Source organism: Phenylobacterium sp., from assembly GCF_019636135.1.
Lineage (GTDB): Bacteria > Pseudomonadota > Alphaproteobacteria > Caulobacterales > Caulobacteraceae > Phenylobacterium.
The window spans coordinates 17488-42648 of sequence record NZ_JAHBYD010000037.1 but is presented as its reverse complement, the minus strand read 5'-3'; the positions used below and the strand labels follow the sequence as shown (position 1 = coordinate 42648).

Genomic DNA, 25161 nt, shown 5'->3' with positions numbered 1-25161 from the left:
CCGCCGCCGCCCGCGCCGCCTCGGCCGCCTTCGCCGCCGCCTCCAGTTCCGGGCCACGTTCGGGCGCCGCGGCGATCTGGGCCTGCAGCGCCGCCAAGTCGACCGTCAGTCGCTTCAGGGCTGCATCGGCGTCCTCGGTGATGTGCGCCTCGCGGGCGCGGTCGGCGTCGATGCGCTCGACGTCGCCGGTCAGGCGGGCGAGTTCGGCGGCGTGCGCCTCCTCCTCGCGGTCCAGCCGGTCCTTGTCGATGGCCAGCTTGTGGAGCACGGCCGCCGCGATGGTCTCGGCCTCGCGCAACGGCTTCAGCGCCGCCTCCGCGTCCGCCGCCCGCGTCGTGGCCTGCGCCGCCGCCCGCGCCGTCTCCTCGACCGCCCGCGCCGCCAGCCGCACCTCGTCCAGCAGCCGCTCGGCCGCCGCCTTCGCCTCGGCCCACTTCGCGTAGAGCACCGCGCCCTGCAGCGCCCGGATCTCGGCCGACAGCTTCCTGTACCGCTCGGCCGCGCGAGCCTCGCGCTTCAGCCGCCCGTGGCTGGCCTCCAGCTCGCGCGCCACGTCCTCCAGCCGCGTCAGGTTCGCCTCGGCCGCCCGCAGCCGCAGCTCGGCCTCGTGCCGCCGCGAATGCAGCCCCGAGACGCCGGCCGCCTCTTCCAGGATCAGCCGCCGGTTCTGCGGCTTGGCGGCGATCAGCTCCGAGATCTGCCCCTGGCGCACCAGCGCCGGCGAGCTCGCCCCCGTCGAGGCGTCGGCGAACAGGAGCTGCACGTCACGCGCCCGCACCTCGCGCCCGTTGATGCGGTAGGTCGAGCCCGCGCCCTTGTCGATCCGGCGCACGATCTCCAGCACCGGGTGCTCGTTGAACGCCGCCGGCGCGCGGTGGTCGGAGTTGTCGATGGTGAGCGAGACCTCGGCGTGGTTGCGCCCCGGCCGGTTGGCGGCGCCGGCGAAGATCACGTCGTCCATGCCGCCGGCGCGCATCGCCTTGGCGGAATTGGCGCCCATCACCCAGCGGAGCGCCTCCAGCAGGTTCGACTTCCCGCAGCCGTTCGGCCCGACGATGCCCGTGAGTCCCGGCTCGATCCGGAACTCGGTCGGATCGACGAAGGACTTGAAGCCCGCGAGCCTGAGCCGCTGGAAATGCACCGTGCTAGCGCTTCCCTTTCCCGGCCTTGGCGATCGCCGCGTCGAGGTCGGCCAGCGAGGGGACCTCCTGGTTGTTCAGCATCGTCCCGTTCACGAAGAACGTCGGCGTGCCCGTCACCTTGTCGGTCTCGACGGCGTACTTCAGCCGGCCCTCGAGCGCGGCGTTGCCCTTCTCGTCCTCCAGGCAGGCCTCGAACTGGGCCTCGGTCATGCCGTTACCCTTCGCGATCTCGACGAACAGCGGCTTGATGTTGCCCTGCTGCCAGCGCGACTGGCTCCTGAACACCTGGTCGACGATCCGGAAATAGGTCGTCGCGTCGCCCTTGCAGCGCGCCATCAGGAAGCCCGCGGCCGCCACCTGGGCCGGCGCGGTCAGCAGTTCGCGGAGCGTGAAATAGACGAGGCCGGTGTCGATGTACTTGGCCTTGAAGGCCGGGAAGACGTCGGCGTGGAAGTGCGCGCAGTGCGGACAGGCCAGCGACAGGTACTCCACCACGTGGATCGGCGCCTGCGGGTCGCCGAGGCTCATGTCTCCCGGCGCGGCCGGCCAGCGCGACACGGCGGCCTTGGCCGACGGCTTGGCAGGCGGCGTCGCGGCCAGAGCCGGCGCAGCCGCGACCGCCGCGCCGCCGGCGGCGCTCAGGATCGCGGCGCGTCGGGTGAGCCGGGCCACGCTACTTCGAGGCCTCCGCCACGGCGGCGTCCAGCTCTTCCAGGGTCATCTCGCCTTCCTTCGCCTTCTTGCCGTTGAAGAAGAAGGTGGGCGTGGAAGAGACCCCGCGATCCTTCTGGGCCTTCTCGACCCGCTCGCCGAGCGCCTTGTTGGCGGCCTCGTCCGAGACGCACTTGTTGAACTGCTCCTCGTTCATGCCCGCCGACTGGGCGACCTTGAGCAGCGTGCCGCGCGCGTCGCCCGTCGCGAACATCTCCTCCTGGCTGCGGAAGAGGGCGTCGATGACGGCGAAATACTTGTCCTTGCCGGCGCAGCGCGCGGTCAGGAAGCCGGCCACCGCCACCGCCTCGGGCGGGGTCAGGAACTCATGGAACGTGTAGTACACCTTGCCGGTGTCGATGTACTTCGCCTTGAACTGCGGGAAGACGTCGTTGTTGAACCGGCCGCAGTGGCTGCAGGTGGTGGAGGCGTACTCCTCCATCTTCACCTTGGCGTTGGGGTCGCCCAGCGACATGGCGTCGCCGGTCGCAGCGGCGCCGCCGCCGCCCTGGTTGCAGCCGGCCAGCGCGAGCGCCGCCCCCGCGGCGGCCGCGACCATCAGGAAACGGCGGGTGAGGTTCGACATCATGACCTTTTCGGCGCCTCTGAACGAAGGATTAAAGCGCGATTCCCGCGCGCCCCAAGGCGCCCCGTTCCGAGCGCGCCCCCAAGGCTAGCTGCCGATGGAACCGCGGCGCTTTTAAGTCAACTCGCCGGGACCGACCGCTGCGGCGAATTGGCCGGTCGCGCGAGCCTTCCAGCCTGGGTGGCGCGCCAGCGCGCCGTTCATTCACCACCAAGGTCACCAAGGTCACGAAGAGCCCGGGACCGTCGCGACGTCTTGGTGATCCTTGGTGACCTTAGTGGTGAAAATGAATGCGCCTGCGGCGGCTAGCGGGACCGCTTCAGGACGCCGCGGCCGAGCTTCATCAGGGCGTCCTTGAGCTTGCCGTCGGGGGCGTCGGCGAGGCTTTTCGCGAGTTCCGCCTCCTTGGCCGCGTCCAGCGGCGCAGGGCGGCGCTTGGGCGGGGGCTCCGTCCGGTGCAGCGGGCCTTGCACGATCCTGAGCTTCTGGACCGCCTCGGCGCCCAGGAACACGTTCACCCGCGCCAGCACCGCGTGGGCCTGGTGCTGGATGATCGCCGCCGCCGGCCCCGCCACCCGGATCTCCAGCGACGAGGGGCCGCCGTTGCGCCCCTTCACCAGCTTCACCGGCTCGGTCCGCCGCGCGATCTCCGGCCCCACGATCTCGCGCCAGCGGGCCGAGAGCGCGTTGGTCCCCTGCCCGAACCTGCCGTCCAGGTCCTTGACGTACCGGTTCAGCGCCCGCCCCGCCGGCGGCGGCGGACGCCGCTGCGGCCGCGTGCGCTTGGCGCTCAGGATCGCGCGCGCTTCTTCGAGGGTGGGGAGCTGCCGACGGGACACGGCGCCACCCTACCGCGCCGCCCCGGCCGATGGTAGGCGGGTCGGGTGACATCCCTCCGCGCACAGCTCCTCGCCTGGTACGACGAAAACGCCCGCGCCCTGCCCTGGCGCGTGGGTCCGCGCGACCATGCGGCGGGCGTCCGCGCCGATCCCTACCGGGTCTGGCTCTCCGAGGTGATGCTGCAGCAGACCACCGTGCCGCACGCGACACCCTACTTCCTGAAGTTCACCGCCCGCTGGCCCACCGTCGCCGACCTCGCCCGTGAGGACGACGGCGAGGTCATGGCCGCCTGGGCCGGCCTCGGCTACTACGCCCGCGCCCGCAACCTCCTGGCCTGCGCCCGCGCCGTCGCCCACGATCACGGCGGCGTCTTCCCCGACACCGAGGAAGGCCTGCGCACCCTGCCGGGCCTCGGCCCCTACACCGCCGCCGCCGTCGGCGCGATCGCCTTCGACCGGCCCACCAACGTCGTCGACGGCAACGTCGAGCGGGTGATGGCGCGGCTCTACGCGGTCGAACAGCCGCTGCCCGACGCCAAGCCCGAGCTGAAGCGCCTCGCCGCCGCCCTCGTGCGCGACGACCGCCCGGGCGACTGGGCCCAGGCGCTGATGGACCTCGGCGCCACCGTCTGCCGCCCCAAGGCGCCGCTCTGCGACCGCTGCCCGATCGCCGAACACTGCGCCGGGCTCGCCACCGGCGCGCCGGAGGCCTATCCGCGGAAGGCCGCCAAGGCCGAGCGCCCGCACCGCCACGGCGTCGCCTACGTCCTGACCCGCGGCGACCAGGTGGCCCTCGTCCGCCGCCCGCCCCAGGGCCTGCTCGGCGGCATGCTGGCGCTCCCCACCAGCGCGTGGCGCGCCGCCCGCTGGACCGACGCCGAAGCCCTCGCCGCCGCCCCGGCCGACGCGCCCTGGCGCGGCGTCGGCGAAGTCGAGCACGGCTTCACCCACTTCACCCTGACGCTCCGGCTCCTGCGCGCCGAAGGCGACGCCGACGATGTGATCTGGAGCCCGAGACGCGACCTCGACGCCCTGCCGAGCGTCTTCCTGAAAGCCGCCCGCGCGGGCCTGACGAACCTGCTCTGAAACCTCCTCTCCCCCCGTGAAGCGCAGCGCAACGGAGAGGGAGAGGTCCAGGAGAGGGCGGCTCAGGGCTTCAGCCCGCATGGCGGCCACCCAAGGCTCCTCGCGCAACCGTCGTGCAAAGGCCAAGGCCGGCGCCGCCCTCTCCCGGACCTCTCCCTCTCTTCGCGCTGCGCGCTCGGGGGAGAGGAGGCGGGCCGGCTTCGCGCTCAGCCGGCCGGATTGGCCGCCTTCTCCGTCCGCGGGAACGCCACGCTCAGCACGGCGAAGGCCACGAACGACATCGCGAGCGCCGCCGCGGGGATCGCCGGCACGCCGAAGCTGGCCAGCGCCACGCCGCCCAGGGTCGAGCCCAGGGCCTGGCCCATGGAGAACACCGAGCCGTTCAGCGCCAGCGCCACCGGCGCCCCGCCGGTCATCTGCACCAGCCGCGACTGGGTGACCGGCGAGATCGAGAACAGCGCCGTCGCCGCCACGAAGATCGCCGCGGCCACCAGCACCTGGCTGGCCAGCCCCGGCGGCAGCAGGTGGTGCGTCGCCGACCAGTGCATGCTCATGGCCAGCGATTGAAGCGCGATGCTCTGCAGGATCCACGCCTTGCCCGCCCCGCGGTCGGCCGCGCGCCCGCCGAGCCACAGCCCCATCGCCGCCCCGAACCCGATCATCGACTGGAAGGCCGCCACGCCCGCCCCGGTCACGCCGGCGCCCACCCGCACGATGGGGCCGATGTAGAGGTTCAGCGTCATGTTGGCGGCGAAGGTCAGGAAGCTCGTCGCATAGAGCGGCCAGATGCCCTTCAGCTCCAGCCGGCCGCCCGCGCGCCTCGGCGGCGCCGGCACCCGCGGCAGGAAGAACAGCACGCCGGCCAGCGCCAGGCCCGCCAGCGCCGCGGCCACCACGAACGTCGCCCGCCAGTCGAAGATCGAGCCCACGACACTGCCGATGGGGATGCCGACCACGAAGGCCAGCGTCATCCCGCCGGTGACCATGGCCAGCGCCGAGCCCCTGCGCTCGGGCGGCGCCAGCGAGGCCGCCGCGACGCTCGCCGACGATCCGGAGAGCGCCCCCGCCACGCCCGCGATGGCGCGCACCGCCATCAGGCTCCGGAAGTCGGGCGCCATCGCGCAGGCGATGTGCATCAGCACCGCCAGGCTCAGGCCCAGCAGGATCACCAGCTTGCGATCCAGCCGCCCCAGCATCCACGCCGCCACCGGCCCCAGCACCGCCGAGGTCAGCACATAGGCGGTCTGCAACTGCCCCGCGACCGCGGTCGAGACGCCGAGGTCCGCCGCCATCGGCTCCAGCAGCCCGGCGAAGATGAACCCCGCCGACCCGAAGGCGAAGGTGCACATCGTCAGCACGAAGATCCGTGGGCTGATCGCCCCCGCCCGGCTGTCCGATGTCGCGTCCGTCATCCGGCCAACGTGGCCGAACAGGCGGTATGGCGCCAGCCCTCCCTCCCCATCAAGGGAGGGAAGCGGCCCGCACCTTGGCCCGCAGGACGTCGATGGGGGCGAGGCCCGCGTCGGTCTTGAAGTGCCAGTAGGTCCAGCCGTTGCAGGCCGGCGCCGACTGCACCATGGCGCCCACCTTGTGGATCGAGCCCGAAAGCTCGCCCACCACGAGGCTCCCGTCGGCCCGCACCCGCGCGGCGTTGCGCCCCTGGGGGCAGTAGAGCACGTCGCCCGCGCGCAGCAGCCCCGCCTCGACCAGCGTGCCGAACGGCACCCTGGGCTCGGACTTCTTGGAGCCGGTGACCACCATCTCCTCGGACGTCGCCGGGATGACCCGGGCGATCCGCGCCTCGGCCACCTTCACGTAGGACGCCTCGCGCTCGATGCCGATGAACTTCCGCCCCAGCCGGCGCGCCACCGCGCCCGTCGTGCCGGTGCCGAAGAAGGGGTCCAGGATCACGTCGCCGGGCTTGGACGACGCCATGATCACCCGGTGCAGCAGCGCCTCGGGTTTCTGGGTCGGGTGCGCCTTGGCGCCCGTCTCGTCCTTCAGCCGCTCCTCGCCGGTGCAGAGCGGCAGCGTCCAGTCCGAGCGCATCTGCAGCTCGTCGTTGGCCATCTTCATGGCGTCGTAGTTGAAGGTGTAGCGCCGGCCGCCCCGGCTCTTCGACGCCCAGATCAGGGTCTCGTGCGCGTTGGTGAAGCGCGTGCCCTTGAAGTTCGGCATCGGGTTCGACTTGCGCCAGACGATGTCGTTCAGGATCCAGAACCCCAGGTCCTGCACCGCCACGCCCACGCGGAAGATGTTGTGGTAGCTGCCGATCACCCAGATCGCGCCGTCGTCCTTCAGCACGCGGCGGCATTCCTTCAGCCAGGCGCGCGTGAAGCGGTCGTAGGCCTCGAAGCTCTCGAACTGGTCCCAGTGGTCGTCGACCGCATCGACCTTGGAGTTGTCCGGCCGCAGCAGGTCGCCGCCGAGCTGGAGGTTGTAGGGCGGGTCGGCGAACACCAGGTCGACCGAGCGGTCCGGGAGCTTCGCCAGCTCCTCCAGGCAATCGCCACTCAGGATGGCGTCAAGCGGCAGCCCCATCGGCCCAACCCTCTAGGTACGGAAAACACCCTAGAATCTCGGGCCGACATGGTGAAGGCCGCGTTTACGGCCATGGTGTATCGAAGGTTAACCGGCCTCCCGGGCGCGCCCGCCCCGTCGCGGTCAATCCTGATTCAGCGCGCCAATCACGCGACGTTCGCCGCCGCTTCAGGACGAATCCACATTCGAAGGCGCTCGTTCTCCCTTCCTCCTCGACGGAGGAAGGGCCGGGGATGGTGGTGCGCGCAGGACCTTGCCGGCCGGGCGCGAAAGGCGTCGGTCGCTTCCCTTGGAGTTCCTCGGCGACTCTGCTCGGCTCAAAAGCCGAGTTCGCCCTGCTCGGGCTCCATCCTGCGCGGGTCGACGCCGGCCAGCACCAGCTTCACCGGCCGCCACGCCCGCCGGTGGATTTCGCACGGCCCCATCGTCACCAGGGCCTCCATGTGGATCGGCGCGTTGTAGCCCTTGTGGCTGGCGAAGCCGTAGCCGGGGTAGCGCGCGTCCATCTCGGTCATCAGCCGGTCGCGGGCCACCTTGGCCAGGATCGAGGCCGCGGCGATCGACTTCGACTTGCCGTCACCGCCCACCACCGTCCTCACCTCGCAGCCCAGGTCGAAGCGGTAGTTGCCGTCCACCAGGGCGCAGGCCGGCTGCACGGCCATGGCGGCGATGGCGCGCCGCATGGCCAGGCCCGCCGCGTGCAGGATGTTGAGCTCCTCGATCTCCTCGACGCTGGCGAAGCCGACGCCCCAGGCCAGCGCCTTCTGCTTGATCTCCACCTCCAGCCCCTCGCGCGCCTTCGCGGTCAGCTTCTTGGAGTCGTCCAGCCCCTTCGGCGTCCGCCGCCCCGGATCGAAGATCACCGCCCCCGCCGACACCGGCCCGGCCCACGGCCCGCGCCCGGCCTCGTCCACGCCGCAGACGGGCCCGCCGACGAAGGCCTTCTCCAGAACGAGCGTGGGTCCCCGGGCCATCAGCGCACCTGCGTCGGCGCACCCAGCGGCGCCAGGCGGCCGGCGTCCATCGCGCCGTACATGTGTTCGCAGCCCGCCAGCAGCAGGGCCAAGGCGATGGCGACCGCGATCCTCACCGCCCCAGCCCCTTCACCGCCTCATGGCGGAAGCAGCAAGTGAAGTGGTCGTTGACCATGCCGACGGCCTGCATCCAGGCATAGACGATCACCGGGCCGACGAACTTGAAGCCCCTGGCCTTCAGCGCCTTGGACACCTCGACGGCCAGCTCTGTCTGGGCGGGAACCTCGCCGAACGCGGTCCAGCCGTTCTGCACCGGCTTGCCGCCCACGAACCCCCAGCAGAACGCGGAGAAGTCTTCGCCGTTGTCGCGCATGTCCAGGTAGATCTTCGCCGAATTGATCGCCGCGTCGATCTTGGCGTTGGACCGCACGATGCCCGCGTCGGCCATCAGCCGCGCCCGGTCGGCGTCGCCGTAGCGCGCCACCTTCTCGGGATCGAAGCCGTCGAAGGCCGCGCGGAAGGCCTCGCGCTTGCGCAGGATCGTGATCCACGCCAGCCCAGCCTGGAAGCCGTCCAGCACCAGCTTCTCCCAGAGCGCCCGGCTGTCGTATTCCGGCACGCCCCACTCTTCGTCGTGGTAGGCCTCGTAGAGCGGGTCGCCGGCCATGCCGCGCCATTCGCACCGGGTCAGTGGGGTCTGGCTCATGCGCCGAAGAGAGAGCGCAGGCCGGGAGTCGAAACAAGGGGTCACGCTTCGATGGCGTTCGAAGGCTTCGAGTTGTCGCAGGTCGAGGTTCCGGAGGCGTCGCTCAGGGTGCGCCACGGCGGCTCCGGCCCGCCGCTCCTGCTGCTGCACGGCTACCCCGAGACCGGCGCGATGTGGGGCGCGGTCGCGGGCGACCTCGCGAAGGACTTCACGGTCGTCTGCCCCGACCTGCGCGGCTACGGCGGCTCGACCAAGCCGCCCACGACCTCCGACCACGAGACCTCGTCAAAGCGCGCCATGGCCCGCGACGCCGTGGCCCTGATGGCCGAATTCGGCTTCGACCGCTTCGCCGTCGCCGGCCACGACCGCGGCGGCCGCGTCGCCTATCGCCTCGCGCTCGACCACCCCGACGCGGTCACCAAGGTCTCCATCCTCGACATCATCCCGACCGGCGAGGTCTGGGCCCGCGCCGACCGCCGCTTCGCGCTGGGCTACTGGCACTGGAGCTTCCTCGCCCAGCCGCACCCGTTCCCCGAGACCCTGATCGGGGCCGACCCGGAGGCCTTCTTCTTCTCCACCAGCTTCGGCGGCATCCTCAGGGCCTTCGACCCCGAGGCCTTCAAGGAATACGCCCGCGCCGCCCGCCGCCCCGACGTGATCCACGCCATGTGCGAGGACTACCGCGCCGGCGCCACCTACGACCGCGAGCTCGACATGGCCGACAGGAAGGCGGGGAAGAAGATCGCCTGCCCGGTCCAGGTGCTCTGGGGCGCCAGGGGCGCGCTGGCCGCCTGGTACGACACGCTCGCCATCTGGCGCGAATGGGCCGACGACGTTCAGGGTCAGGCCGTCGACTGCGGCCACTTCATCCCCGAGGAGAAGCCGGCCGAGACGCTGGCGCTGCTGAAGGCGTTCTTCTCGTAACCCCGACGCTCGTCTCCCCACGATTGTCATCCCGGTTTTGGCGCAGCCAAAGACCGGGACCCAACCTTCCGCACACTGGGTCCAGGCCGGCCCGCAGGCCCACGGGGCCGCCCCCAACGCCGAGCGCCGGCCGGTTGGGTCCCGGTCTTCGCGTGCCGCGAAACCGGGATGACAGTTAGGGTTAGGTCGCCGGCTCTGTCACGACTTCCGCCATCCAACCCGGGACTTCGACGCGCGCCGCACGGCCATCCACCGTCAGCTCAGCGCCCTCGATCCGGTCCAGCCGCATCAGGCCGATCCCGCCGCCGTCGACCGCCGAGGTGACCACGCCTGCCCGCAGCTCGCCCGCCAGCACCTCGGCGCCCGCCGCCGGCGGCGGCCCCTCGAAGCGGAGCGGCAGCATGCGGTTCTTGATGGTCCCGCGGCGCTTCATGCGCGAGGTCGTCTCCTGCCCGACGAAGCAGCCCTTCTTGAAGTCGATGCCGTTCAGGAGGTCGAAGTTGGCCTCGATGGGATAGGTCCTGTCCGAGCCCCAGTCCGCCGGCCCCGGCACGCCCAGCCGCAGCTTCTGCGCCTCCCGCTCGGCCTCGCCGGCCACCGCCGCGCCCGCCGGCGCCGCGACGCCGTAGCCCCGCCAGCCCAGCGCCGGCAGCCGCGGGTCCGCGACCCAATGGCCCTCCGCCGGCTTCGCAGGCACGCCGTCGTCCGCGAACAGGATCGACACCGGCGTCTCGTCCGCCGCGATCGTCACCTTGGCCCGCAGCCGGTACATCGAAAGGCGCAGGATGATCGCCGCCCGGTGCTCGGCTTCCACGTCCAGCCAGGCGCCGTCGCCGTTGGCCACCACAAACAGGTCGTAGAGCAGCCGCCCCTGCGGCGTCAGCAGCGCGCCGAACCGCGCCTCGCCCTCACGGAGCGTCTCCACATCCTGGGTGATCAGCCCCTGCAGGAAGCTCCGCCAGTCCTCGCCGCCGAGGGCGATGAGGCTGCGGCTCTGCAAGTGCGCGAAAGAGACACGTTCCGACATCCCGACAATCTGGGGCCGCAGCCGGTGGAGCGCCAGCGCGCGGTTGCTTATACGAACGCCGATGCTGCCCGCGTCCGCCTTTCCCATCCTCTTCATCGGCGCCACGCGCATCGGCGACGCGGTGCTGTCGTCCGGCCTGATCAAGCGCCTGGCCGACGAGATCCCGAACGCGCGCTTCACGATCGTGGCCGGGCCGGACGCCGCGCCGCTGTTCGCCCACGTCCCCAACCTCGACCGCGTCATCGTCTTCGAGAAGTCGAAGAGCGGCGGCCACTGGTTCGAGCTCTGGCGGAAGGTGCGCCAGCGGAAGTGGGGCCTGATCGTCGACCTGCGCGGCTCGGGCATCTCGCGCTTCCTGTCGACGAAGCGCCGCGCCATCCACCGCAAGAGCGCTCAGCCGATCCACAAGGTGCTCGAAGCCGCCAGGGTCCTGCGCATCGAGGACGAACCCGCCCCGCCGCACCTCTTCACCCACGCCGACGTGGAAGCCTACGCCGACGAACTGACGAAAGGCTCAGGCCCGATCCTGGCGCTGGCCCCCGCCGCCAACTGGATCGGCAAGACCTGGCCGGTCGAGCGCTTCAGCCAGGTCGCCATCCGCCTGCTCCGCGAACCCTGGAGCCCGTTGCAGGGCGGCCGACTGATGGTCCTGGGCGGCCCGGGCGACGACAAGCTGAGCCGCCAGCTTCGCGACGTGGCGGGCGCCCGCAGCTTCATCGACCTGGCCGGCAAGGCCGACGTCTTGACCGCCTACGCCTGCCTGAAGCGCGCGCGCCTGTTCATCGGCAACGACAGCGGGGCGATGCACCTGGCCGCCGCGGCGGGCGTCCCCACCATCGGCCTCTTCGGCCCCTCGGACGAGCGGCTCTACGCGCCCTGGGGCGAGGCCGCGCGCGTGGTGCGCGGCGCGCGCAGCTTCGAGGAGATCAAGGCCTCGGACCCCGGCTTCACCCAGATGCTCTGCCACATGATGGACCTGCCGGTGGAAAAGGTCGTATCGGCTGCGCGAGAGCTGCTGAAGGCGACGGAAAATGCCTGACACTTACGACCTGATCGTGCGCGGCGGCGACGTCGTGAACCATGCGGGCCGCGGCCCGGCCGACATCGGGATCAGGGACGGCAAGTTCGCCGCCATCGGCGACCTGGGCCAGGCCAGCGCCGGCGAGGTGTTCGACGCCACGGGGCTCACGGTCATGCCCGGCGTCATCGACACCCAGGTCCACTTCCGCGAGCCGGGGCTGGAATGGAAGGAAGACCTGGAGACCGGCTCGCAGTGCGCCGTCCTGGGCGGCGTCGTCGCCGTGTTCGAGATGCCGAACACCGAGCCCACCACCACCGATCCCGACGCGCTGGCCGACAAGCTGGCCCGCGCCAAGGGCCGCATGCATTGCGACCACGCCTTCTACGTCGGCGGCACGCACGAGAACGCCCGGTTCCTGGGCGAGTTGGAGCGCCTGCCGGGCTGCTGCGGCGTGAAGGTGTTCATGGGCGCGTCCACCGGCACGCTGCTGGTGCAGGACGACGAGGGCGTCGAGCAGGTGCTGCGCCACATCAACCGCCGGGCCGCCTTCCACTCCGAGGACGAGTACCGCCTGGCCGACCGCCGCCCGCTGGCCCGCACCGGCGACTGGACCAGCCACCCCGAGGTCCGCGACGCCCAGTCGGCCATCCAGTCGACGCACCGCCTTGTGGGCCTGGCCCACAAGACCGGCAAGCGCATCCACGTCCTGCACGTCACCACGAAGGAAGAGATCGAGTACCTCGCCGCCCACAAGGACGTGGCGTCGGTCGAGGTGACCCCCCAGCACCTCACCCTGGAGGGCCCCGAGGCCTACGAACGCCTGAAGGCCTTCGCCCAGATGAACCCGCCGATCCGCGACCATTATCACCGCATGGGCGTCTGGGCCGGGATCGCCAACGGCGTCGCCGACGTCCTGGGTTCCGACCACGCCCCGCACACCCGCGAGGAGAAGGCGCGGCCCTACCCCGCCTCGCCGTCGGGCATGCCGGGGGTGCAGACGCTGCTGCCGATCATGCTGACCCACGTGGCCGAGGGCCGTCTCAGCCTGGAGCGCCTGGTCGACCTGACCAGCCATGGCGCCAACCGTATCTTCGACCTCGCCGACAAGGGCCGCATGGCCGTGGGCTACGACGCCGACCTGACCCTCGTGGACCTCAAGGCCCGGCGCACCATCACCCACGACCAGATGGCCACCCGCTCGGGCTGGACCCCATTCGATGGCCTGGAAGCCAAGGGCTGGCCCATGGCCACCATCATCCGCGGCCAGGTCGTCATGCGCGACGACGAGATCGTCCTGAAAGGCCAGGGCCATCCCGTCCGCTTCCGCGAGACGCTGGCGAACTAGAAGCCGATCGAAGTCGCGTCACGACTTGCGTGGAGGATGCGCTCGACACGGACGCGTCGGCTTCGATAGCTGTAGAAGACCGCGTATCGATCGACCCGCAGCATCCGAAGCCCCTCTCGTAGCTCGTCGCGCGCCACGCCCAGATTCGGGAAATCAGCCAAACGTGCGATGGCCGCCTCGATACGGTCGAGTTGCCGATCGGCTGCGCCAGGACTGTCGACGACGATGTAGCGCCAGATTTCCAGGAGATCGTCCTTCGCCGCCTCCGTGAGCCTGACGATCATTCCGCGGCGCGGCGGGCGGCCAGTTCCTCGCGCCCCCGGCGCTTCACGTCGGCGAAGACATCACGAACAGGCCGCTCGATCGCCGGGCTGCCGGCCCCGATCTCGATCTCGCGCTGCAAAGCTCGAAAATGCGCGAACTCGTCATCCAGCAATGCAAGGGCCGCTCGAGCCACGTCGATGGGATCGGTATAGCGCCCGGACCCGACCAAGTCGTCGACGATGGCTTCCAGATCTGGCGGGAGGTCGATGCGCATGCCCTACGATAACACACGCAGCAAAAGTCCGCGCCTGACTGTCGAATCCGCCGCCCGCGCGGCCCTCGCTCGGCGCCAACCGAAGGCCTCGATCCCGATCACCCGCGGTGCTTCAGGTGGTAGAGCGGGAAGGTGCCGTAGCCTTTGGGCAGGTCCACCTGGCCGACGTAGTTGCACATGAAGTCGTGCTCGGCCTCCATCTCCAGCACCGCCGCGAAGGGTTCGGTGACGTAGACGCTGCCCGGCGGCGTCACCGGCTCGATCCGCGCCGCCCGCGAGACCTCCGAGCCGTAGTAGTTGGTCCGCCCCGTCACCGGGTCCTCGCCCCAGTAGGTCGGGCCGAAGTGGAGCGCGATCCGCATGGTCGCACCCTCGCGGACGCCCAGCGCCTGGGTGTCGATCGCCGTCAACTCCTCGCAGAGGTCGAGCGAGGTCTGCGCCGCCTGCAGCGCGCCGTCGAACACCACGTAGAGCGCGTCGCCCCAGGTGTTCGAGTAGCGGATCGACTCCGCATTGCGCTGGAGCGCCACGCCGGCCCGCGCCATCACCTCCACCTGGAAGGTGGGCAGCACGCGTTCGTCCAGCCGCGCGAAGCCCGGGAAGTCGGTGAACATCAGCCCATGCGTCCCGCGCCCCACGTCCGACACCGCCGCGGGCCCCGGCGGCTTGACCGGCCGGCGGATGTTCTGCGCTTCCACGATCACCGAGACGCCTCCGGTGTCCTGCCAGGCGCGTATGTCGGAGCGGGTCAGGGTGCCGGTCGCGCCTGCGGTCTCGGCCACCGCCACCTGCACCGCGCGGCTGTTCAGGTGCCGCGCGCGCAGCCGCGCCATGCCCATGCCCACCTTGGCGCCGTAGGCGAACTGCCCCTGCCCGCCCACATGGCTCATCGTGGACGAGAAGGTCAGCGACGACGCCTGCGCGCGGCACGCCTGATAGCGTTCCGCCCAACGCCCGCCGGCCGGAATCACGGACTGCGCGAGGAAGTCCTCCTCGGCGACCGGCAGCACCACGTGCAGTTCGCCGCCGCGCGCCAGCAGCCGCTCGGCGATCAGGATGTCGCTGCCCGCGGCCAGCGAGCCGTAGGCGTAGCCCACGTCCTCCCTCTTCAGCGCCGCGTCGATCCGCTTGCCGAGATCGGCCTCCAGCGCCGCGTCCTCCAGGAAGATGTGGCCGCAGTAGCTGGCCACCGAGGGCGGCCGGATCATCGCCAGGAGCGGCGCGATCGCCTTGCGGTCGGGGATGGTCGGCTCGAGCCTCTGCAACTGCAGGACGGTGGTCGAGCGCTTGCCCGCGTCGGCGTCGGCCGCGGCCAGCGCCGCCGCCAGCGCCGCCTCCGCCCCGGCGAAGTCGCCCAGCACGATCCGGGCCTCGGCCACGGTGGCGAGGCCGTAGTAGTCGCTCGCCGCCTGCACGGTCGGGTTGGCCAGGACCGTCCGCGCGAGCTGCCGCGCCAGCACGGTGCGGCCGGTGATCCAGGCCAGCGTCGCGGCGTTGACCGCCGGATAGGTGTCGCGGGTGCGGCGGTAGACCCGCGCGTAGAGCTTGCACGCCTCGGTCAGGGTCGCGTCCCGGCCGCCGGCGCCGGAGGCGAACCCGCGGTCCTTCAGCAGCCGGGCCTGCAGCGAGAGCGCGTCCACGTCGTCCCGCGCGCCCAGGCCGTAGGCGTCGTACAGCTTCAGCGCGCGTTCGGTGTCGCCCAGGCGCGCCAGCGTCAGCACCCGCAGATAGTCCAGCGCGCCGCTCTCGTGCTCGGCCACCTGCTGCAGGATGTCGTACGCCTCGAGCAGCGCGCCACGAGCCAGCGCGGACCGCGCACGCGCTGCAGCACTCCTCTCAGGCATGACCGGAACGCCCCCTGACCCCGGAGACCTTTGCCACGTCCGGCCAAGCTTCGGAAGGCTCCGCAAGCGACGGGCGAACGGCGCCTCCCAGGGTGGCGAAGACCGCGGGTGAGCCGCGGCCCGGCTCGTGCTACCACGGCGCCCCGTCCAGACCGCGAGCGCCCCGATGACCCCGTCCCGCCAGATCCGCCTTGCCCGCCGCCCGAACGGGATGGTCCGCCCCGACGACTTCGCCGTCGTGCCCGTCGAGACGCCCGACGCCGCCGACGGGCAGGTGCAGCTCCAGGCGCTGCTGGTCTCGGTCGATCCCTACATGCGGCCGCGGCTCGACGCCGACCAGCCGCTGGACGCGCCGATGCTGGGCGGCGGCATCGCCCGGGTCGTCCAGTCGCGCCACCCCGATTTCCGGGAAGGCGACCTCGCGCGCCACGGCGCCGGCATGCAGGAGCGCTTCGTCTCCGACGGCCGCGGCCTGCTGAAGCTGGCGCCCGACCCGGACCTGCCGCTCAGCGTCTACATGCACGCCCTCGGCGGCACCGGCATCACGGCCTACGGCGGCCTCCTGGAGACGGGCGCGCTGAAGGACGGCGAGCAGGTGTTCGTCTCCACCGCGGCCGGCGCCGTGGGCTCGGTCGCGGCGCAGATCGCGAAGATCAAGGGCTGCTGGGTCGCCGGCTCCACCGGCTCGGACGACAAGGCCGCCTGGCTGCGCGACGAGGCCGGCCTCGACGCTGTCATCAACTACCGCAAGCAACCCCTGGCGAGCGCGCTGCGCGAAGCCATGCCGAAGGGGATCGACGTCTATTTCGAGAACGTCGGCGGCGAGACCCTCGACGCGGTCCTGCCGCGCATGAACCTCCGCGGCCGCATCGCCGTCTGCGGCATGATCTCGACCTACAACGGTGACCGGATCGGGGTGAAGAACCTCTCCAGCATGATCTACAGCCGCGTGCGCATGGAGGGCTTCGTGGCCACCGATTTCCCGCACCTGCAGGCCCGGTTCCAGTCCGACATGACGGGCTGGCTGAAGTCGGGGAAGATCAGGTACCAGGAGACGATCCTCGACGGCTTCGACCGCGCGCCCGAGGCCCTCGTCGGCCTCTTCGAGGGCAGGAACGCCGGCAAGATGCTGGTCCGCGCCGCGGCCTGAGGCTTCCCTTTCGCGCGGCGGCCCCGTAACTCGGGGCCATGGACGCCGAGCTCTCCATCGCGACCGCCCCGTTCCGCGACCCGCGCTATGCGCCGCGACGCCTGGTGGTCGACGAGCGGCCCGGCGGCGAGGTCGTCCTCACCAACCCCGCGCCGTTCGACGCGCGCCACCAGACCACCGTCTCGGCGCTGGCCCACTGGGCCGAAGCCGCGCCCGACCGCGTGTGGCTGGCCGAGCGCTCCGGAGACGGCTGGCGCACGCTCACCTTCGCCGAGGCGTGGCAGCGGATCGGCGCGCTCGCGGCGGGCCTGCGCAGCCTGGGCGTCGTCGGCGACCGGCCGCTGCTGATCCTGGCGCGCAACACCATCGACCATGCGCTGATCGCCTACGCCGCCATGGGCCAGGGCATGCCGGTGGCCCCCGTCTCGCCGCAGTACGGCCTGCCGGGCGCGAACCTCACCCGCCTCACCCACGCCTGCCAGGTGCTGAACCCGGCCGCCGTCTACACCGAGGACGCCGCCCTCTTCGCCGACGGCCTCGCCGCCGACGTCCTGGCCGGCCTGCCGGTGATCGCCGGGAAGAACGCCCGCCCCGGCGACGTGGCGCAGGACGCGCTCTACGGCCACGGATCGGCCGCGCCGACCGCCCGGCCCGGGCAGCATGCCAAGTACCTGCTCACCTCGGGCTCCACCGGGCTTCCGAAGGCGGTGATCAACACCCATCGGGCGATGAGCACCAATTCCGCCCAGATCACCGCCTGCTTCGACGATCCCGACCCGCCGGTGATGGTCCACTCCGCGCCCTGGAGCCACAGCCTCGGCGCCAACGCGATCCTGCACTATTCGGCCCACCGCGGCGGATCGCTCTACATCGACGCCGGCCAGCCCGTCGCGGGCCGCTTCGCCGAGACCGTCCGGAACCTCCGCGAGATCGCGCCGACCTACCAGAACATGGTGCCGGCGGCCTGGATGCTGTTCGCCGACGAGCTGGAGCGCGACGAGGCGCTGGCCCGCAACTTCTTCTCCCGCGTCCGGCTCCTGCAGTACGGCGGCGCGGCGCTGGGCCAGGCCTACGCCGACCGCATCCAGGCGGTGGCGGTGCGCACCGTGGGCGAGCGCATCAGCTTCGGTTCGGGCTATGGCGCGACCGAGACCGGCCCGACGGCCTCCAACGTCCACTGGACGAACGCCCGCATGGGCCTGATGGGCCTGCCGCTGCCCGGCTGCTCGGTGCGGCTGCTGCCCGAAGCCGGCAAGCTCGAGTTCCGCGTGAAGGGCCCGCAGGTCACCGAGGGCTACCTGAACCAGCCCGAGAAGTCGGCCGCCGCCTTCGACGACGAGGGCTACTACCGCCTGGGCGACGCCGCCCGCTTCGCCGAGCCGGGCAATCCCGAGGCCGGCCTCGTCTTCGACGGCCGCATCTCCGAGAACTTCAAGCTGGCGTCCGGCACCTTCGTCGTCGTCGGCGACCTGCGCATCCAGGCGCTGAACGCCGTCGGGGGCGGCGTGGTCACCGACGCCATCGTCTGCGGCGAGAACCAGGAGAGCGTGGGCCTCCTGCTCTATCCGAACCCGACCCTGCCGCGCGCCGACATCGAGGCGGCGGTGCGCCAGGGCCTCGCGGCATTCAACGCCCGCGCCAAGAGCGCCGGCGGCCGCGTCGCGCGTGCGCTGGTGCTGCCCGACCCGCCCGATCCCAACGCCGGCGAGATCACCGACAAGGGCTACATCGCCCAGCCCGTCGCCCGCGCGGTCCGGTCCGCGGCGGCCGACCGCCTCTTCGCCAACCCCGCTCCCTCTGACGTGATGGTGTTCTGAATGAACGGCGCCGCCAAAAACGGGGCAGACGCCCTGATCTCGACCCTGGTGGCCAACGAGGTCACCGCCTGCTTCGCCAACCCCGGCACGTCGGAGATGCAGTTCGTCGCCGCCCTCGACGGCGTGCCGGCCATGCGCCCGGTGCTCTGCCAGTTCGAGGGCGTGGCGACCGGCGCCGCCGACGGCTACGGCCGCATCGCCGACAGGCCGGCCTGCACCCTGCTGCACCTGGGGCCCGGCTACGGCAACGGCGTCGCCAACCTGCACAATGCGCGCCGCGCCTTCACCCCGATCGTCAACGTCATCGGCGACCACGCCACCTACCACCGCCAGTACGACGCGCCGCTGAACTCCGACATCGCCACCCTGGTGAAACCGAACTCCATCTGGACGAAGTCGGCCGACACGCCCGACAGCGTCGCCGCCGTCACCGCCGAGGCCGTCGCCGCCAGCTACGGCCCGCCCGGCGGCCCGGTCAGCCTGATCCTGCCGGCCGACAGCGCCTGGCTCCCCGCCAAGAGCGAGACCGTGCTCGCCCAGAAGCCGGTGCGGCCTGCGCCGTCCGGCCCGGCCGTCGACGCCGCCGCCAGGGCGATCAGGGCGGCGAAGAACCCGGTCGTCCTGCTGGGCGGCCAGGCCTGCCGCGCCGAGGCCCTGGCCCAGGCCGCGCGCCTGCAGGCCGCGGGCGTCACCGTCTACACCGACACCTTCGTCGCCCGGCAGCCGAAGGGCGCCGGCGGCTTCGCGCCGAAGAAGATGCAGTACTTCGGCGAGATGGCGCTCGCCGAACTCCAGGGCGTCGACCTGATGGTCTTCGCCGGCACGACGACGCCCGTCGCCTTCTTCGCCTATCCGGATCGCCCCAGCGTGCTCGTGCCGGAAGGCTGCGCGACCCTCACGCTCGCCGCGCGGAACGAGGACTCCGTCGAAGGCCTCGCCGCCCTGGCCGACGCGCTCGGCGCCCCGAAGGCCGGCCCGGTCCAGGCGCTCGCGATCCCCGACGCGGCGCCCACCGGCAAGCTCACCGCCTATGCCGCCGGCGCCTCGATCGCCCGCCACATGCCCGAGGGCGCGATCGTCTGCGATGATGCGGTGACCTCCGGCGCCGGCGTGGCGGCCGGCACGGCGGCGGCGCGACCGCACGAGGTGCTGGCGCTGACCGGCGGGGCCATCGGCATCGGCCTGCCGCTGGCCGTCGGCGCGGCGGTGGCGGCGCCCGACCGCAAGGTGCTGAGCCTCAACGGCGATGGCGCGGCGATGTACACGATCCAGGCCCTCTGGACGATGGCGCGCGAGAACCTCGACATCACCGTCGTGGTCTTCGCCAACTACACGTACCGGATCCTGAACGTGGAGATGGAGCGGACGGGCGCCGGCAAGGCGGGGCCGTCGGCCAAGAAGCTGCTCGACCTCGGCGGCCCGAACATCGACTTCGTCGCCATCGCCAGGGGCATGGGCCTGCCCGCCGTGTCCTGCGACAGCGGCGAGGCCTTCGAGAAGGCCTTCGCCGGCGCCATGAAACAGCGCGGCCCGATGCTCATCGAGGCCGTGATCTAGGACGCAGCCCGGGATCGTTCCTTTCCCGCTTGCGGGAAAGGGGGACCGCACGCCGAAGCCGGCGCAGCCGGCTGTAGAGCGGGGGGTGGAAAGGGCAAGCGGTCGGCAGGGCGGTTCGTCCAACCTGAATTGAGCGCCGTGCCTGAGGCTTTCCCTCTCCACCACCCGCTCTACGCCCGCGGGCGCGGCCTCGGCGGGCGGTCCCCCTTCCGCGAGCGGGAGAGGAAGGTCAGAGCCCCTCGAAGAACAGCACGCGGTAGTCGGCGGCCTTCAGCCGGGTCGCCTTGGCGTCCTGGTAGGCCGGGCTGTTGTACCAGGCCTTGCCGGCCTCCATCGTCGGGAACTGCAGCAGCACCACGCCCTCGGCCTCGTCGCCTTCGAGGGCCTCGATCGGGCCGTAGGCGGCCAGCGCCGTCAGCGGATGGTCGCCTCGCGCCCCGGCCGCCTTCTGGCTGTAGGCCTTCAGCAGGTCGGCGTCGTGGGTCCTGTTCTTGATGAAGATGGCGTAGGCGGGCATCGCGGTTCTCCGGAGTATCGCGGGACACCCTCGCGGCCTTCCCCAGCGTTCGCCAAGGCCCCGCGCACGCGGCCAGGCAAAAGGGCCCGCGGATCGCTCCGCGGGCCCCGCATCTCGGCCATGGCGGCCGATCAGGTGTTGCCGGGCAGCTTGCAGTTGCCGGCGAAGGCGCAGCCCGTGACCGTGACCGCGGTCACCGCCGGGGGCGCCGAGTACTCGATCATGTAGCCCTTCAGCTTGTCGGCGCAGGCGACCTCGACGTAGGTGGTGCCCTTGTCGGTCTTGCCGACGACGCGGCTGTTGGAGACCTCGCAGGTCGTGCCCTGCTGCAGCCGCTTCAGGTCGGCCGTGAGGAAGCCGTAGCCGGCCGTGTCCTTGCCCAGCGAGCACTTGTAGCCGGCCACCGGCGCACGGCCGCAGTCCAGCACGGTGCTCTTCTGGCCCGCGGTCGACATCAGGATCGCGCCCGAGCCGTCCTTGCAGACCAGTTCGACGACTTCATCGCGCGGGTTCTTCGACGGGAACAGCGCATAGCGGTCGACGTCGCACTTGCTGCCCGCGCCCTGCGCCAGCTTCGTGTAGAGGCCGGCCTGCTCGTTCTGGGCCTCGCGGGCGTCGGTGAGCGTGCAGCCGCCGAGGATGTTGCTGGCCTTGGCGCACTCGTAGGTCTCGGCCAGGGCGCCCGCGGCGGTCGTCTTGTAGATATAGCCCTTGCCGTCCTGGCACGAGGCCTCGTAGTAGGCCGAGTTGTCCTTGGCCATGCCGACGAAGCGCCTGTCCTTCACGGCGCAGCCGTTGTTCGCCGCCGCCGCCACCTTGTCGATCACCGCGAGACGCGCGGCCTTGTCGCCGAAGGCGCACTTAATGTTCGACTCGCTGTCGTCGTAGAGCAGGCAGTTCTGGGCCTGCGCCGGCTTCGTCACGTCGAGCGGGACGCTGGCGACGACGATGTAGCCCGCGCCCTCGCTGCAGGCGACCTCGACGTAGGTGTTGCTCTTGGTCTGGCCGACGCCGCGGGCCTGGGTCGGCGTGCAGTCCGCGCCGGCCGCCTTGATCATCGGGCCCAGGAGCGCGCTCGGGTTGGCGTTGCCCGGCAGCATGCAGGGGGCCGACGGCGGCTGGCCCGGGGCCGGCGGGGTGTTGGCCTCGATGCAGGAGAAGGCGGTCGGCGCGCCCTCGGCCGGGGACTGCAGGACGTAGCCCATGGCGCCCGCGCCGCAGGCCACTTCGTAGTAGTTGGTCTTGTTCTTCTTGTCCTCGCCGATCTTCCGGGCTTCGGAGACCTGGCAGGGCAGGCTCATCGCCTGCACCACGGCGGGGGCTTCCTTCATCCCCTGTTCAAGCGCGGCCTTGGGGATCGCTTCCCCCTTCTTGCCTTGCGAAATGGCCGCGGCCGGGATCACCAGCGCCGCCAGCAGCGCCATGGTCAGCCCGACTGCTCCCAGCCTCCCGAATTTGGGCGTCTTCACCGTTCGTCTCTCCTGCCACAGTCCTGGGGTTCGGACCTTGGGGTCCGCGATTTTGCGGCACATAAGCGCCGCGATCGTATGCGGGTCAAGGTGGCCGGCGATGCGGGCGAAAGTGCGGCGCGAAACCAAGCACTTAGGCCATTGTTCGGTCACATCGGAAGACCGCTGTTACGCACGCCGCACCCTGAGGCGCGCCCCGGCGACTCCGGTGACCTCCACCGCGGCGCCCGCTTCGAGCGCATCGCCCCCGTCCTGCTCGGCCGCCCACTCCTTGCCGTCGATGAAGACGCGGCCCGAGCGGCCGGCGAACGCCTGGACGACATTGCCGCGATGGCCGACGAGACGCGACACGTTGTCATTGATGTCGTGCCCCTCGGGCGACAGCGGCCGGGGCAGGTAGCGGCGCGCCAGCAGCGACGAGAACAGCGTGAGCAGCGCGAAGATCAGCAGCGCGGTCGGAACCGGGACGTCGAAGATCGCCACCACGACCGCCGTCACGCCGGCCGACGCCGACGCCCACAGCAGCCAGCCCGAGCCGCTGATCACCTCGACGGTGAGCAGCGCCGCGGCGAGCGCGGCCCAGAACCAGAAGGGCTGGGCCGCGTAGAGCCCCGCGATGGTGTCCATCACCGCCTCACGCGCCCGAGGTCGGGACCGCTCCGCCGCGGCCGCGCGCCGGCGGGCGGGGGGGCGGCGGGCCGTCGGCGCCGATCGCCTTCACCAGTTCGCCGATGCCGCCCACGCTGCCGACCAGGGCGCCCATCTCGGCGGGTACGATGACGGTCTTCTGCTGCGGGCTCTTCGCCAGTTCGGCGAAGGCCTCCACGTACTTCAGCGCCACGAAGTAGTTGATGGCGTTCACGTCCCCCTGCGCGATGGCGTCCGAGACCAGCTCGGTGGCCTTCGCTTCCGCCTGCGCCGAGCGCTCGCGGGCCTCGGCGTCGCGGAAGGCCGCTTCCTTGCGGCCCTCGGCCTCCAGGATCGCCGACTGCTTCTGGCCTTCCGCCCGGGCGATGGCGGCCGACTTCTCGCCGTCGGCCTCGGTGATCACCGCGCGCCGCTCGCGCTCGGCCTTCATCTGGCGCGCCATGGCGTTGGTGATGTCCGGCGGCGGCGTCAGGTCCTTGATCTCGATCCGCGCGGCCTTCACGCCCCACGGCCCGGTCGCCTCGTCGATCACGTTGAGGAGGCGGGTGTTGATCTGGTCGCGCTGGCTCAGCACCTCGTCCAGCTCCAGCGAGCCCACGACGGTGCGCAGGTTGGTCATCGCCAGTTGCTGGATGGCGTAGTTCAGGTTGTCGACCCGGTAGGCGGCGGCCGCGGCGTCCATCACCTGGATGAACACGATGGCGTCGACCTGGACGCCGACGTTGTCGCGCGTGATCACCTCCTGGCGCGGCACGTCCAGCACCTGCTCCATCATGTTCACGCGGCGGCCGACGCCCTCGACGAACGGCGTCAGGAAGCTGATCCCCGGCTTCAGGGTGCGCGTGTAGCGGCCGAACCGCTCGACGGTGAACTCGCGCCCCTGCGGCACGATCTTGATGGCGCCCAGCGCGACGACCAGCGCCAGCACCAGGAACACCAGGGCGACGACCATACCCAGGCCCATTGGACATTCCTCCCGTGGTTTCGGGGCAACTCTAGCTAGGCCGGGAGCCGTCCGCCACGGAAACCGGACATGCGGCGCGTTGCGGCCGAAACGCCGCCGCCGTGCTCGCGCCACGCCCGGCGGTCTGTTAGCTGACCGGAATGACCCGCACCGCCCTCGCCCTGATCCCGGCTGCGCTGTTCTGCCTCGCCGCCGCGCCGGCGCCGAAGACCGCGCCCGCCAAGGCCCCGCCGGCCAAGGCCGCGCCCGCGAAACCGGCCGCCAGGCCCGCGACGCCGGCCAGCCCCGCCGGCCCCTTCGACGCCCAGACGCCGCAGGCCTTCATGGGCCTCCTCGACGCCGCCGGGGCCAAGGTGCGGACCAGCCGCCGCGACGGCGACGCCGTCTTCGTCGCGGTCACCTCGCCGGTCGCCGACTTCTCGATGCAGTTCGCCGGCTGCGACGCACAGGGCCGCGCCTGCAAGGCCGTACTGCTCGACAGCGGCCTGGACCGCGCGGCCGCCACGATCGCGCAGTACAACGCCTTCAACCAGACCTCGGTGATGTGCCGCATCTACCAGGACAAGGCGGGCGTCCCGCACGTGCTCTACTCGGCCATCCTGTTCCGCAGCATGACCCGCGACGACGCCACCACGCACCTCCAGGCCTGGCAGGGCTGCCTCGCCGACGCCCGCGACTTCCTGAAGGACCCCGTGGCCTACCTCGCCAACGCCGCCTAGGCCGGGACCGGCGCGCCCTTGCGGATCGCCGCGACGCGGTCGATGGCGTCTTCGGCCTCGCGCAGGATGCGCGCGACGATCTCGCCGGCCGGCAGCACGTCGGTCACGCCGCCCGCCGACTGGCCCATGGCGAAGCACGAACGGTCGGCGTCCAGGCCCTCGATCTGGCCGCCGATGCCGCCCATCACGCCGGCGCGGCTCGACAGCATCGCCTGCTGCGGGAAGGGCTGGATGTCCTGCGGGCGGCTTTCCCAGTCGGCGACGTAGTCGTTCTTCTTCACCCGCATCGGCTTGCCGGAATAGCAGCGGGTGCGGATCGAATCCTCGTCGCTCGCCTCGACGATGGTGTCCCGGTACATCTGCCCCGAGTGCGCCTCGGTCGAGGCGATGAAGCGCGTGCCCATCCAGACGCCCACCGCGCCCAGGCTGAGCGCCGCCGCCAGGCCGCGCCCGTCGTAGAGGCCGCCTGCCGCCACCACCGGGATCTTCACCCGCTCCACGGCCTGGGCCACCAGCGGCATGGTGCCCACGAGGCCCGTGTGCCCGCCGCCCTCGCCGCCCTGGCAGATCACCGCGTCGCAGCCGGCCTGCTCGGCCTTCACCGCGTGCTTCACGGCCCCGCAGACCACCATGACCTTCAGGCCCGCCTTCTTCAGCCGCTCCATGATCGGCATCGGCACGCCCAGGCCGGCCACGAACGACGAGGCGCCCTCCTCGATGATGATCTCCACCGACGCCGTCAGGCTCTCGGGGCTGGCGGCCAGCAGGTCGACGCCGAACGGCTTGTCGGTCAGCGCCTTCACCTTGCGCATCTCGTCGCGGATGAAGTCGGGCGAGCGGCCCGCCATGCCCAGGACGCCGTAGCCGCCGGCGTTCGAGACCGCCGCCGCGAGCTCGGCGTAGGAGACGCCGCCCATGCCCGCCAGCATGATCGGATGCTGCACCTCCAGCAGGTCGCAGAGCTTGGTGCGCAGGGTCATCGGCCGTCCTCCCGGGATCTCTGCCGCGAACCATGGCGCCGCCGCAAAGCCTTGGA

At 71.5% G+C, this 25161-nt stretch carries 25 protein-coding genes; 8 read left to right on the top strand and 17 right to left on the bottom strand.

Annotation, left to right across the window (positions count from 1 at the left end; translation table 11 throughout):
• The 4 genes from KF737_RS20240 to KF737_RS20225 form a co-directional block, all read right to left on the bottom strand.
• On the bottom strand, positions 1-1141 hold a 1141-nt coding region (locus tag KF737_RS20240), incomplete at its 3' end, for an AAA family ATPase (RefSeq protein WP_296459493.1).
• Positions 1142-1145: 4 nt separating this feature from the next.
• Positions 1146-1814 (bottom strand): DsbA family protein, encoded by a 669-nt coding sequence (locus tag KF737_RS20235; RefSeq protein WP_296459490.1) that lies wholly within the window; start codon positions 1812-1814, stop codon positions 1146-1148.
• A 1-nt stretch (position 1815) separates the two neighbouring features.
• Positions 1816-2439, bottom strand: a complete 624-nt coding sequence (locus KF737_RS20230) for a DsbA family protein (protein ID WP_296459486.1) — start codon at positions 2437-2439, stop codon at positions 1816-1818.
• 305 nt (positions 2440-2744) lie between these two features.
• A complete protein-coding gene (locus KF737_RS20225; protein WP_296459483.1) occupies positions 2745-3278 on the bottom strand; it encodes a DUF721 domain-containing protein in 534 nt (177 codons plus the stop codon).
• 45 nt (positions 3279-3323) lie between these two features.
• Between KF737_RS20225 and mutY the strand changes: the two genes are divergently transcribed.
• Positions 3324-4364 carry an A/G-specific adenine glycosylase gene (mutY, locus tag KF737_RS20220; protein ID WP_296459478.1) on the top strand — a complete coding sequence of 347 codons (1041 nt, stop codon included), beginning with the start codon at positions 3324-3326 and terminating at the stop codon, positions 4362-4364.
• Between the two features lie 206 nt (positions 4365-4570).
• On the opposite strand, the gene KF737_RS20215 is transcribed toward mutY, so the two are convergent.
• The 4 genes from KF737_RS20215 to KF737_RS20200 all read right to left on the bottom strand — a co-directional run bounded on the left by KF737_RS20215 (position 4571) and on the right by KF737_RS20200 (position 8585).
• Complete coding sequence (locus KF737_RS20215) at positions 4571-5776, bottom strand: MFS transporter (protein WP_296459475.1); 1206 nt, start codon at positions 5774-5776, stop codon at positions 4571-4573.
• Positions 5777-5825: 49 nt separating this feature from the next.
• The gene (locus KF737_RS20210) at positions 5826-6905 is read right to left on the bottom strand and encodes a site-specific DNA-methyltransferase (RefSeq protein WP_296459472.1); all 1080 of its coding nucleotides are present in this window, start codon (positions 6903-6905) and stop codon (positions 5826-5828) included.
• Between the two features lie 317 nt (positions 6906-7222).
• Complete coding sequence (locus KF737_RS20205; protein ID WP_296459470.1) at positions 7223-7879, bottom strand: ribonuclease HII; 657 nt, start codon at positions 7877-7879, stop codon at positions 7223-7225.
• Between the two features lie 112 nt (positions 7880-7991).
• A complete protein-coding gene (locus KF737_RS20200) occupies positions 7992-8585 on the bottom strand; it encodes a DNA-3-methyladenine glycosylase I (RefSeq protein ID WP_296459468.1) in 594 nt (197 codons plus the stop codon).
• A 51-nt stretch (positions 8586-8636) separates the two neighbouring features.
• Here KF737_RS20200 and KF737_RS20195 point away from each other — a divergent pair, with 51 nt between their 5' ends.
• On the top strand, positions 8637-9509 hold the full coding sequence (locus tag KF737_RS20195; protein ID WP_296459465.1) for an alpha/beta hydrolase: 873 nt from the start codon (positions 8637-8639) through the stop codon (positions 9507-9509).
• A 181-nt stretch (positions 9510-9690) separates the two neighbouring features.
• On the opposite strand, the gene KF737_RS20190 is transcribed toward KF737_RS20195, so the two are convergent.
• The gene (locus tag KF737_RS20190) at positions 9691-10536 is read right to left on the bottom strand and encodes a folate-binding protein (protein ID WP_296459462.1); all 846 of its coding nucleotides are present in this window, start codon (positions 10534-10536) and stop codon (positions 9691-9693) included.
• Between the two features lie 61 nt (positions 10537-10597).
• Between KF737_RS20190 and KF737_RS20185 the strand changes: the two genes are divergently transcribed.
• The gene (locus KF737_RS20185) at positions 10598-11575 is read left to right on the top strand and encodes a glycosyltransferase family 9 protein (RefSeq protein ID WP_296459458.1); all 978 of its coding nucleotides are present in this window, start codon (positions 10598-10600) and stop codon (positions 11573-11575) included.
• On the top strand, positions 11568-12902 hold the full coding sequence (locus KF737_RS20180; protein WP_296459454.1) for a dihydroorotase: 1335 nt from the start codon (positions 11568-11570) through the stop codon (positions 12900-12902). Before KF737_RS20185 ends, KF737_RS20180 begins: the two co-directional genes overlap by 8 nt.
• Here KF737_RS20180 and KF737_RS20175 read toward each other — a convergent pair.
• The 3 genes from KF737_RS20175 to KF737_RS20165 form a co-directional block, all read right to left on the bottom strand.
• Positions 12899-13186, bottom strand: coding sequence for a type II toxin-antitoxin system RelE/ParE family toxin (locus tag KF737_RS20175; RefSeq protein WP_296459448.1), 288 nt, complete (start codon positions 13184-13186; stop codon positions 12899-12901). The genes KF737_RS20180 and KF737_RS20175 overlap by 4 nt on opposite strands.
• Positions 13183-13440: a type II toxin-antitoxin system ParD family antitoxin gene (locus KF737_RS20170; RefSeq protein WP_296459445.1), complete on the bottom strand. Its 258-nt coding sequence runs from the start codon at positions 13438-13440 to the stop codon at positions 13183-13185. Before KF737_RS20170 ends, KF737_RS20175 begins: the two co-directional genes overlap by 4 nt.
• A gap of 98 nt (positions 13441-13538) precedes the next feature.
• Positions 13539-15284, bottom strand: coding sequence for an adenylate/guanylate cyclase domain-containing protein (locus KF737_RS20165; RefSeq protein ID WP_296459441.1), 1746 nt, complete (start codon positions 15282-15284; stop codon positions 13539-13541).
• Between the two features lie 166 nt (positions 15285-15450).
• Here KF737_RS20165 and KF737_RS20160 point away from each other — a divergent pair, with 166 nt between their 5' ends.
• Genes KF737_RS20160 through KF737_RS20150 form a run of 3 tightly spaced genes read left to right on the top strand, consistent with a single transcriptional unit; the run spans position 15451 to position 19808 of the window.
• Positions 15451-16434, top strand: coding sequence for an NADP-dependent oxidoreductase (locus KF737_RS20160; RefSeq protein ID WP_296459439.1), 984 nt, complete (start codon positions 15451-15453; stop codon positions 16432-16434).
• Positions 16435-16472: 38 nt separating this feature from the next.
• Positions 16473-18251: an AMP-binding protein gene (locus KF737_RS20155; RefSeq protein WP_296459436.1), complete on the top strand. Its 1779-nt coding sequence runs from the start codon at positions 16473-16475 to the stop codon at positions 18249-18251.
• Positions 18252-19808 (top strand): acetolactate synthase large subunit, encoded by a 1557-nt coding sequence (locus tag KF737_RS20150; RefSeq protein ID WP_296459433.1) that lies wholly within the window; start codon positions 18252-18254, stop codon positions 19806-19808.
• 229 nt (positions 19809-20037) lie between these two features.
• Here the strand turns inward: KF737_RS20150 and KF737_RS20145 are convergent, their stop codons facing one another.
• The 4 genes from KF737_RS20145 to KF737_RS20130 all read right to left on the bottom strand — a co-directional run bounded on the left by KF737_RS20145 (position 20038) and on the right by KF737_RS20130 (position 23400).
• Positions 20038-20325: a DUF1330 domain-containing protein gene (locus KF737_RS20145; protein WP_296459431.1), complete on the bottom strand. Its 288-nt coding sequence runs from the start codon at positions 20323-20325 to the stop codon at positions 20038-20040.
• Between the two features lie 131 nt (positions 20326-20456).
• Positions 20457-21794 (bottom strand): hypothetical protein, encoded by a 1338-nt coding sequence (locus tag KF737_RS20140; RefSeq protein WP_296459428.1) that lies wholly within the window; start codon positions 21792-21794, stop codon positions 20457-20459.
• A 168-nt stretch (positions 21795-21962) separates the two neighbouring features.
• Positions 21963-22421, bottom strand: coding sequence for an NfeD family protein (locus KF737_RS20135; protein ID WP_296459425.1), 459 nt, complete (start codon positions 22419-22421; stop codon positions 21963-21965).
• A gap of 7 nt (positions 22422-22428) precedes the next feature.
• Entirely contained in the window at positions 22429-23400 is a 972-nt protein-coding gene (locus KF737_RS20130; protein ID WP_296459498.1) for an SPFH domain-containing protein, read from the bottom strand.
• Positions 23401-23546: 146 nt separating this feature from the next.
• Between KF737_RS20130 and KF737_RS20125 the strand changes: the two genes are divergently transcribed.
• The gene (locus KF737_RS20125; RefSeq protein ID WP_296459421.1) at positions 23547-24125 is read left to right on the top strand and encodes a hypothetical protein; all 579 of its coding nucleotides are present in this window, start codon (positions 23547-23549) and stop codon (positions 24123-24125) included.
• On the opposite strand, the gene KF737_RS20120 is transcribed toward KF737_RS20125, so the two are convergent.
• Positions 24122-25105, bottom strand: a complete 984-nt coding sequence (locus KF737_RS20120; RefSeq protein WP_296459418.1) for a nitronate monooxygenase family protein — start codon at positions 25103-25105, stop codon at positions 24122-24124. The two genes, KF737_RS20125 and KF737_RS20120, sit on opposite strands and share 4 nt — an antisense overlap.
• Between the last annotated feature and the right edge of the window lie 56 nt (positions 25106-25161).

Excerpts from the sequence above, each read along its gene's own strand:
- KF737_RS20230 (WP_296459486.1), bottom strand. The coding sequence starts at position 2,439 with ATGTCGAACCTCACCCGCCGTTTCCTGATGGTCGCGGCCGCCGCGGGG.
- KF737_RS20215 (WP_296459475.1), bottom strand. The coding sequence starts at position 5,776 with ATGACGGACGCGACATCGGACAGCCGGGCGGGGGCGATCAGCCCACGG.
- KF737_RS20210 (WP_296459472.1), bottom strand. The coding sequence starts at position 6,905 with ATGGGGCTGCCGCTTGACGCCATCCTGAGTGGCGATTGCCTGGAGGAG.
- KF737_RS20205 (WP_296459470.1), bottom strand. The coding sequence starts at position 7,879 with ATGGCCCGGGGACCCACGCTCGTTCTGGAGAAGGCCTTCGTCGGCGGG.
- KF737_RS20200 (WP_296459468.1), bottom strand. The coding sequence starts at position 8,585 with ATGAGCCAGACCCCACTGACCCGGTGCGAATGGCGCGGCATGGCCGGC.
- KF737_RS20195 (WP_296459465.1), top strand. The coding sequence starts at position 8,637 with ATGGCGTTCGAAGGCTTCGAGTTGTCGCAGGTCGAGGTTCCGGAGGCG.
- KF737_RS20190 (WP_296459462.1), bottom strand. The coding sequence starts at position 10,536 with ATGTCGGAACGTGTCTCTTTCGCGCACTTGCAGAGCCGCAGCCTCATC.
- KF737_RS20185 (WP_296459458.1), top strand. The coding sequence starts at position 10,598 with ATGCTGCCCGCGTCCGCCTTTCCCATCCTCTTCATCGGCGCCACGCGC.
- KF737_RS20180 (WP_296459454.1), top strand. The coding sequence starts at position 11,568 with ATGCCTGACACTTACGACCTGATCGTGCGCGGCGGCGACGTCGTGAAC.
- KF737_RS20175 (WP_296459448.1), bottom strand. The coding sequence starts at position 13,186 with ATGATCGTCAGGCTCACGGAGGCGGCGAAGGACGATCTCCTGGAAATC.
- KF737_RS20170 (WP_296459445.1), bottom strand. The coding sequence starts at position 13,440 with ATGCGCATCGACCTCCCGCCAGATCTGGAAGCCATCGTCGACGACTTG.
- KF737_RS20165 (WP_296459441.1), bottom strand. The coding sequence starts at position 15,284 with ATGCCTGAGAGGAGTGCTGCAGCGCGTGCGCGGTCCGCGCTGGCTCGT.
- KF737_RS20160 (WP_296459439.1), top strand. The coding sequence starts at position 15,451 with ATGACCCCGTCCCGCCAGATCCGCCTTGCCCGCCGCCCGAACGGGATG.
- KF737_RS20155 (WP_296459436.1), top strand. The coding sequence starts at position 16,473 with ATGGACGCCGAGCTCTCCATCGCGACCGCCCCGTTCCGCGACCCGCGC.
- KF737_RS20150 (WP_296459433.1), top strand. The coding sequence starts at position 18,252 with ATGAACGGCGCCGCCAAAAACGGGGCAGACGCCCTGATCTCGACCCTG.
- KF737_RS20145 (WP_296459431.1), bottom strand. The coding sequence starts at position 20,325 with ATGCCCGCCTACGCCATCTTCATCAAGAACAGGACCCACGACGCCGAC.
- KF737_RS20135 (WP_296459425.1), bottom strand. The coding sequence starts at position 22,421 with ATGGACACCATCGCGGGGCTCTACGCGGCCCAGCCCTTCTGGTTCTGG.
- KF737_RS20125 (WP_296459421.1), top strand. The coding sequence starts at position 23,547 with ATGACCCGCACCGCCCTCGCCCTGATCCCGGCTGCGCTGTTCTGCCTC.
- KF737_RS20120 (WP_296459418.1), bottom strand. The coding sequence starts at position 25,105 with ATGACCCTGCGCACCAAGCTCTGCGACCTGCTGGAGGTGCAGCATCCG.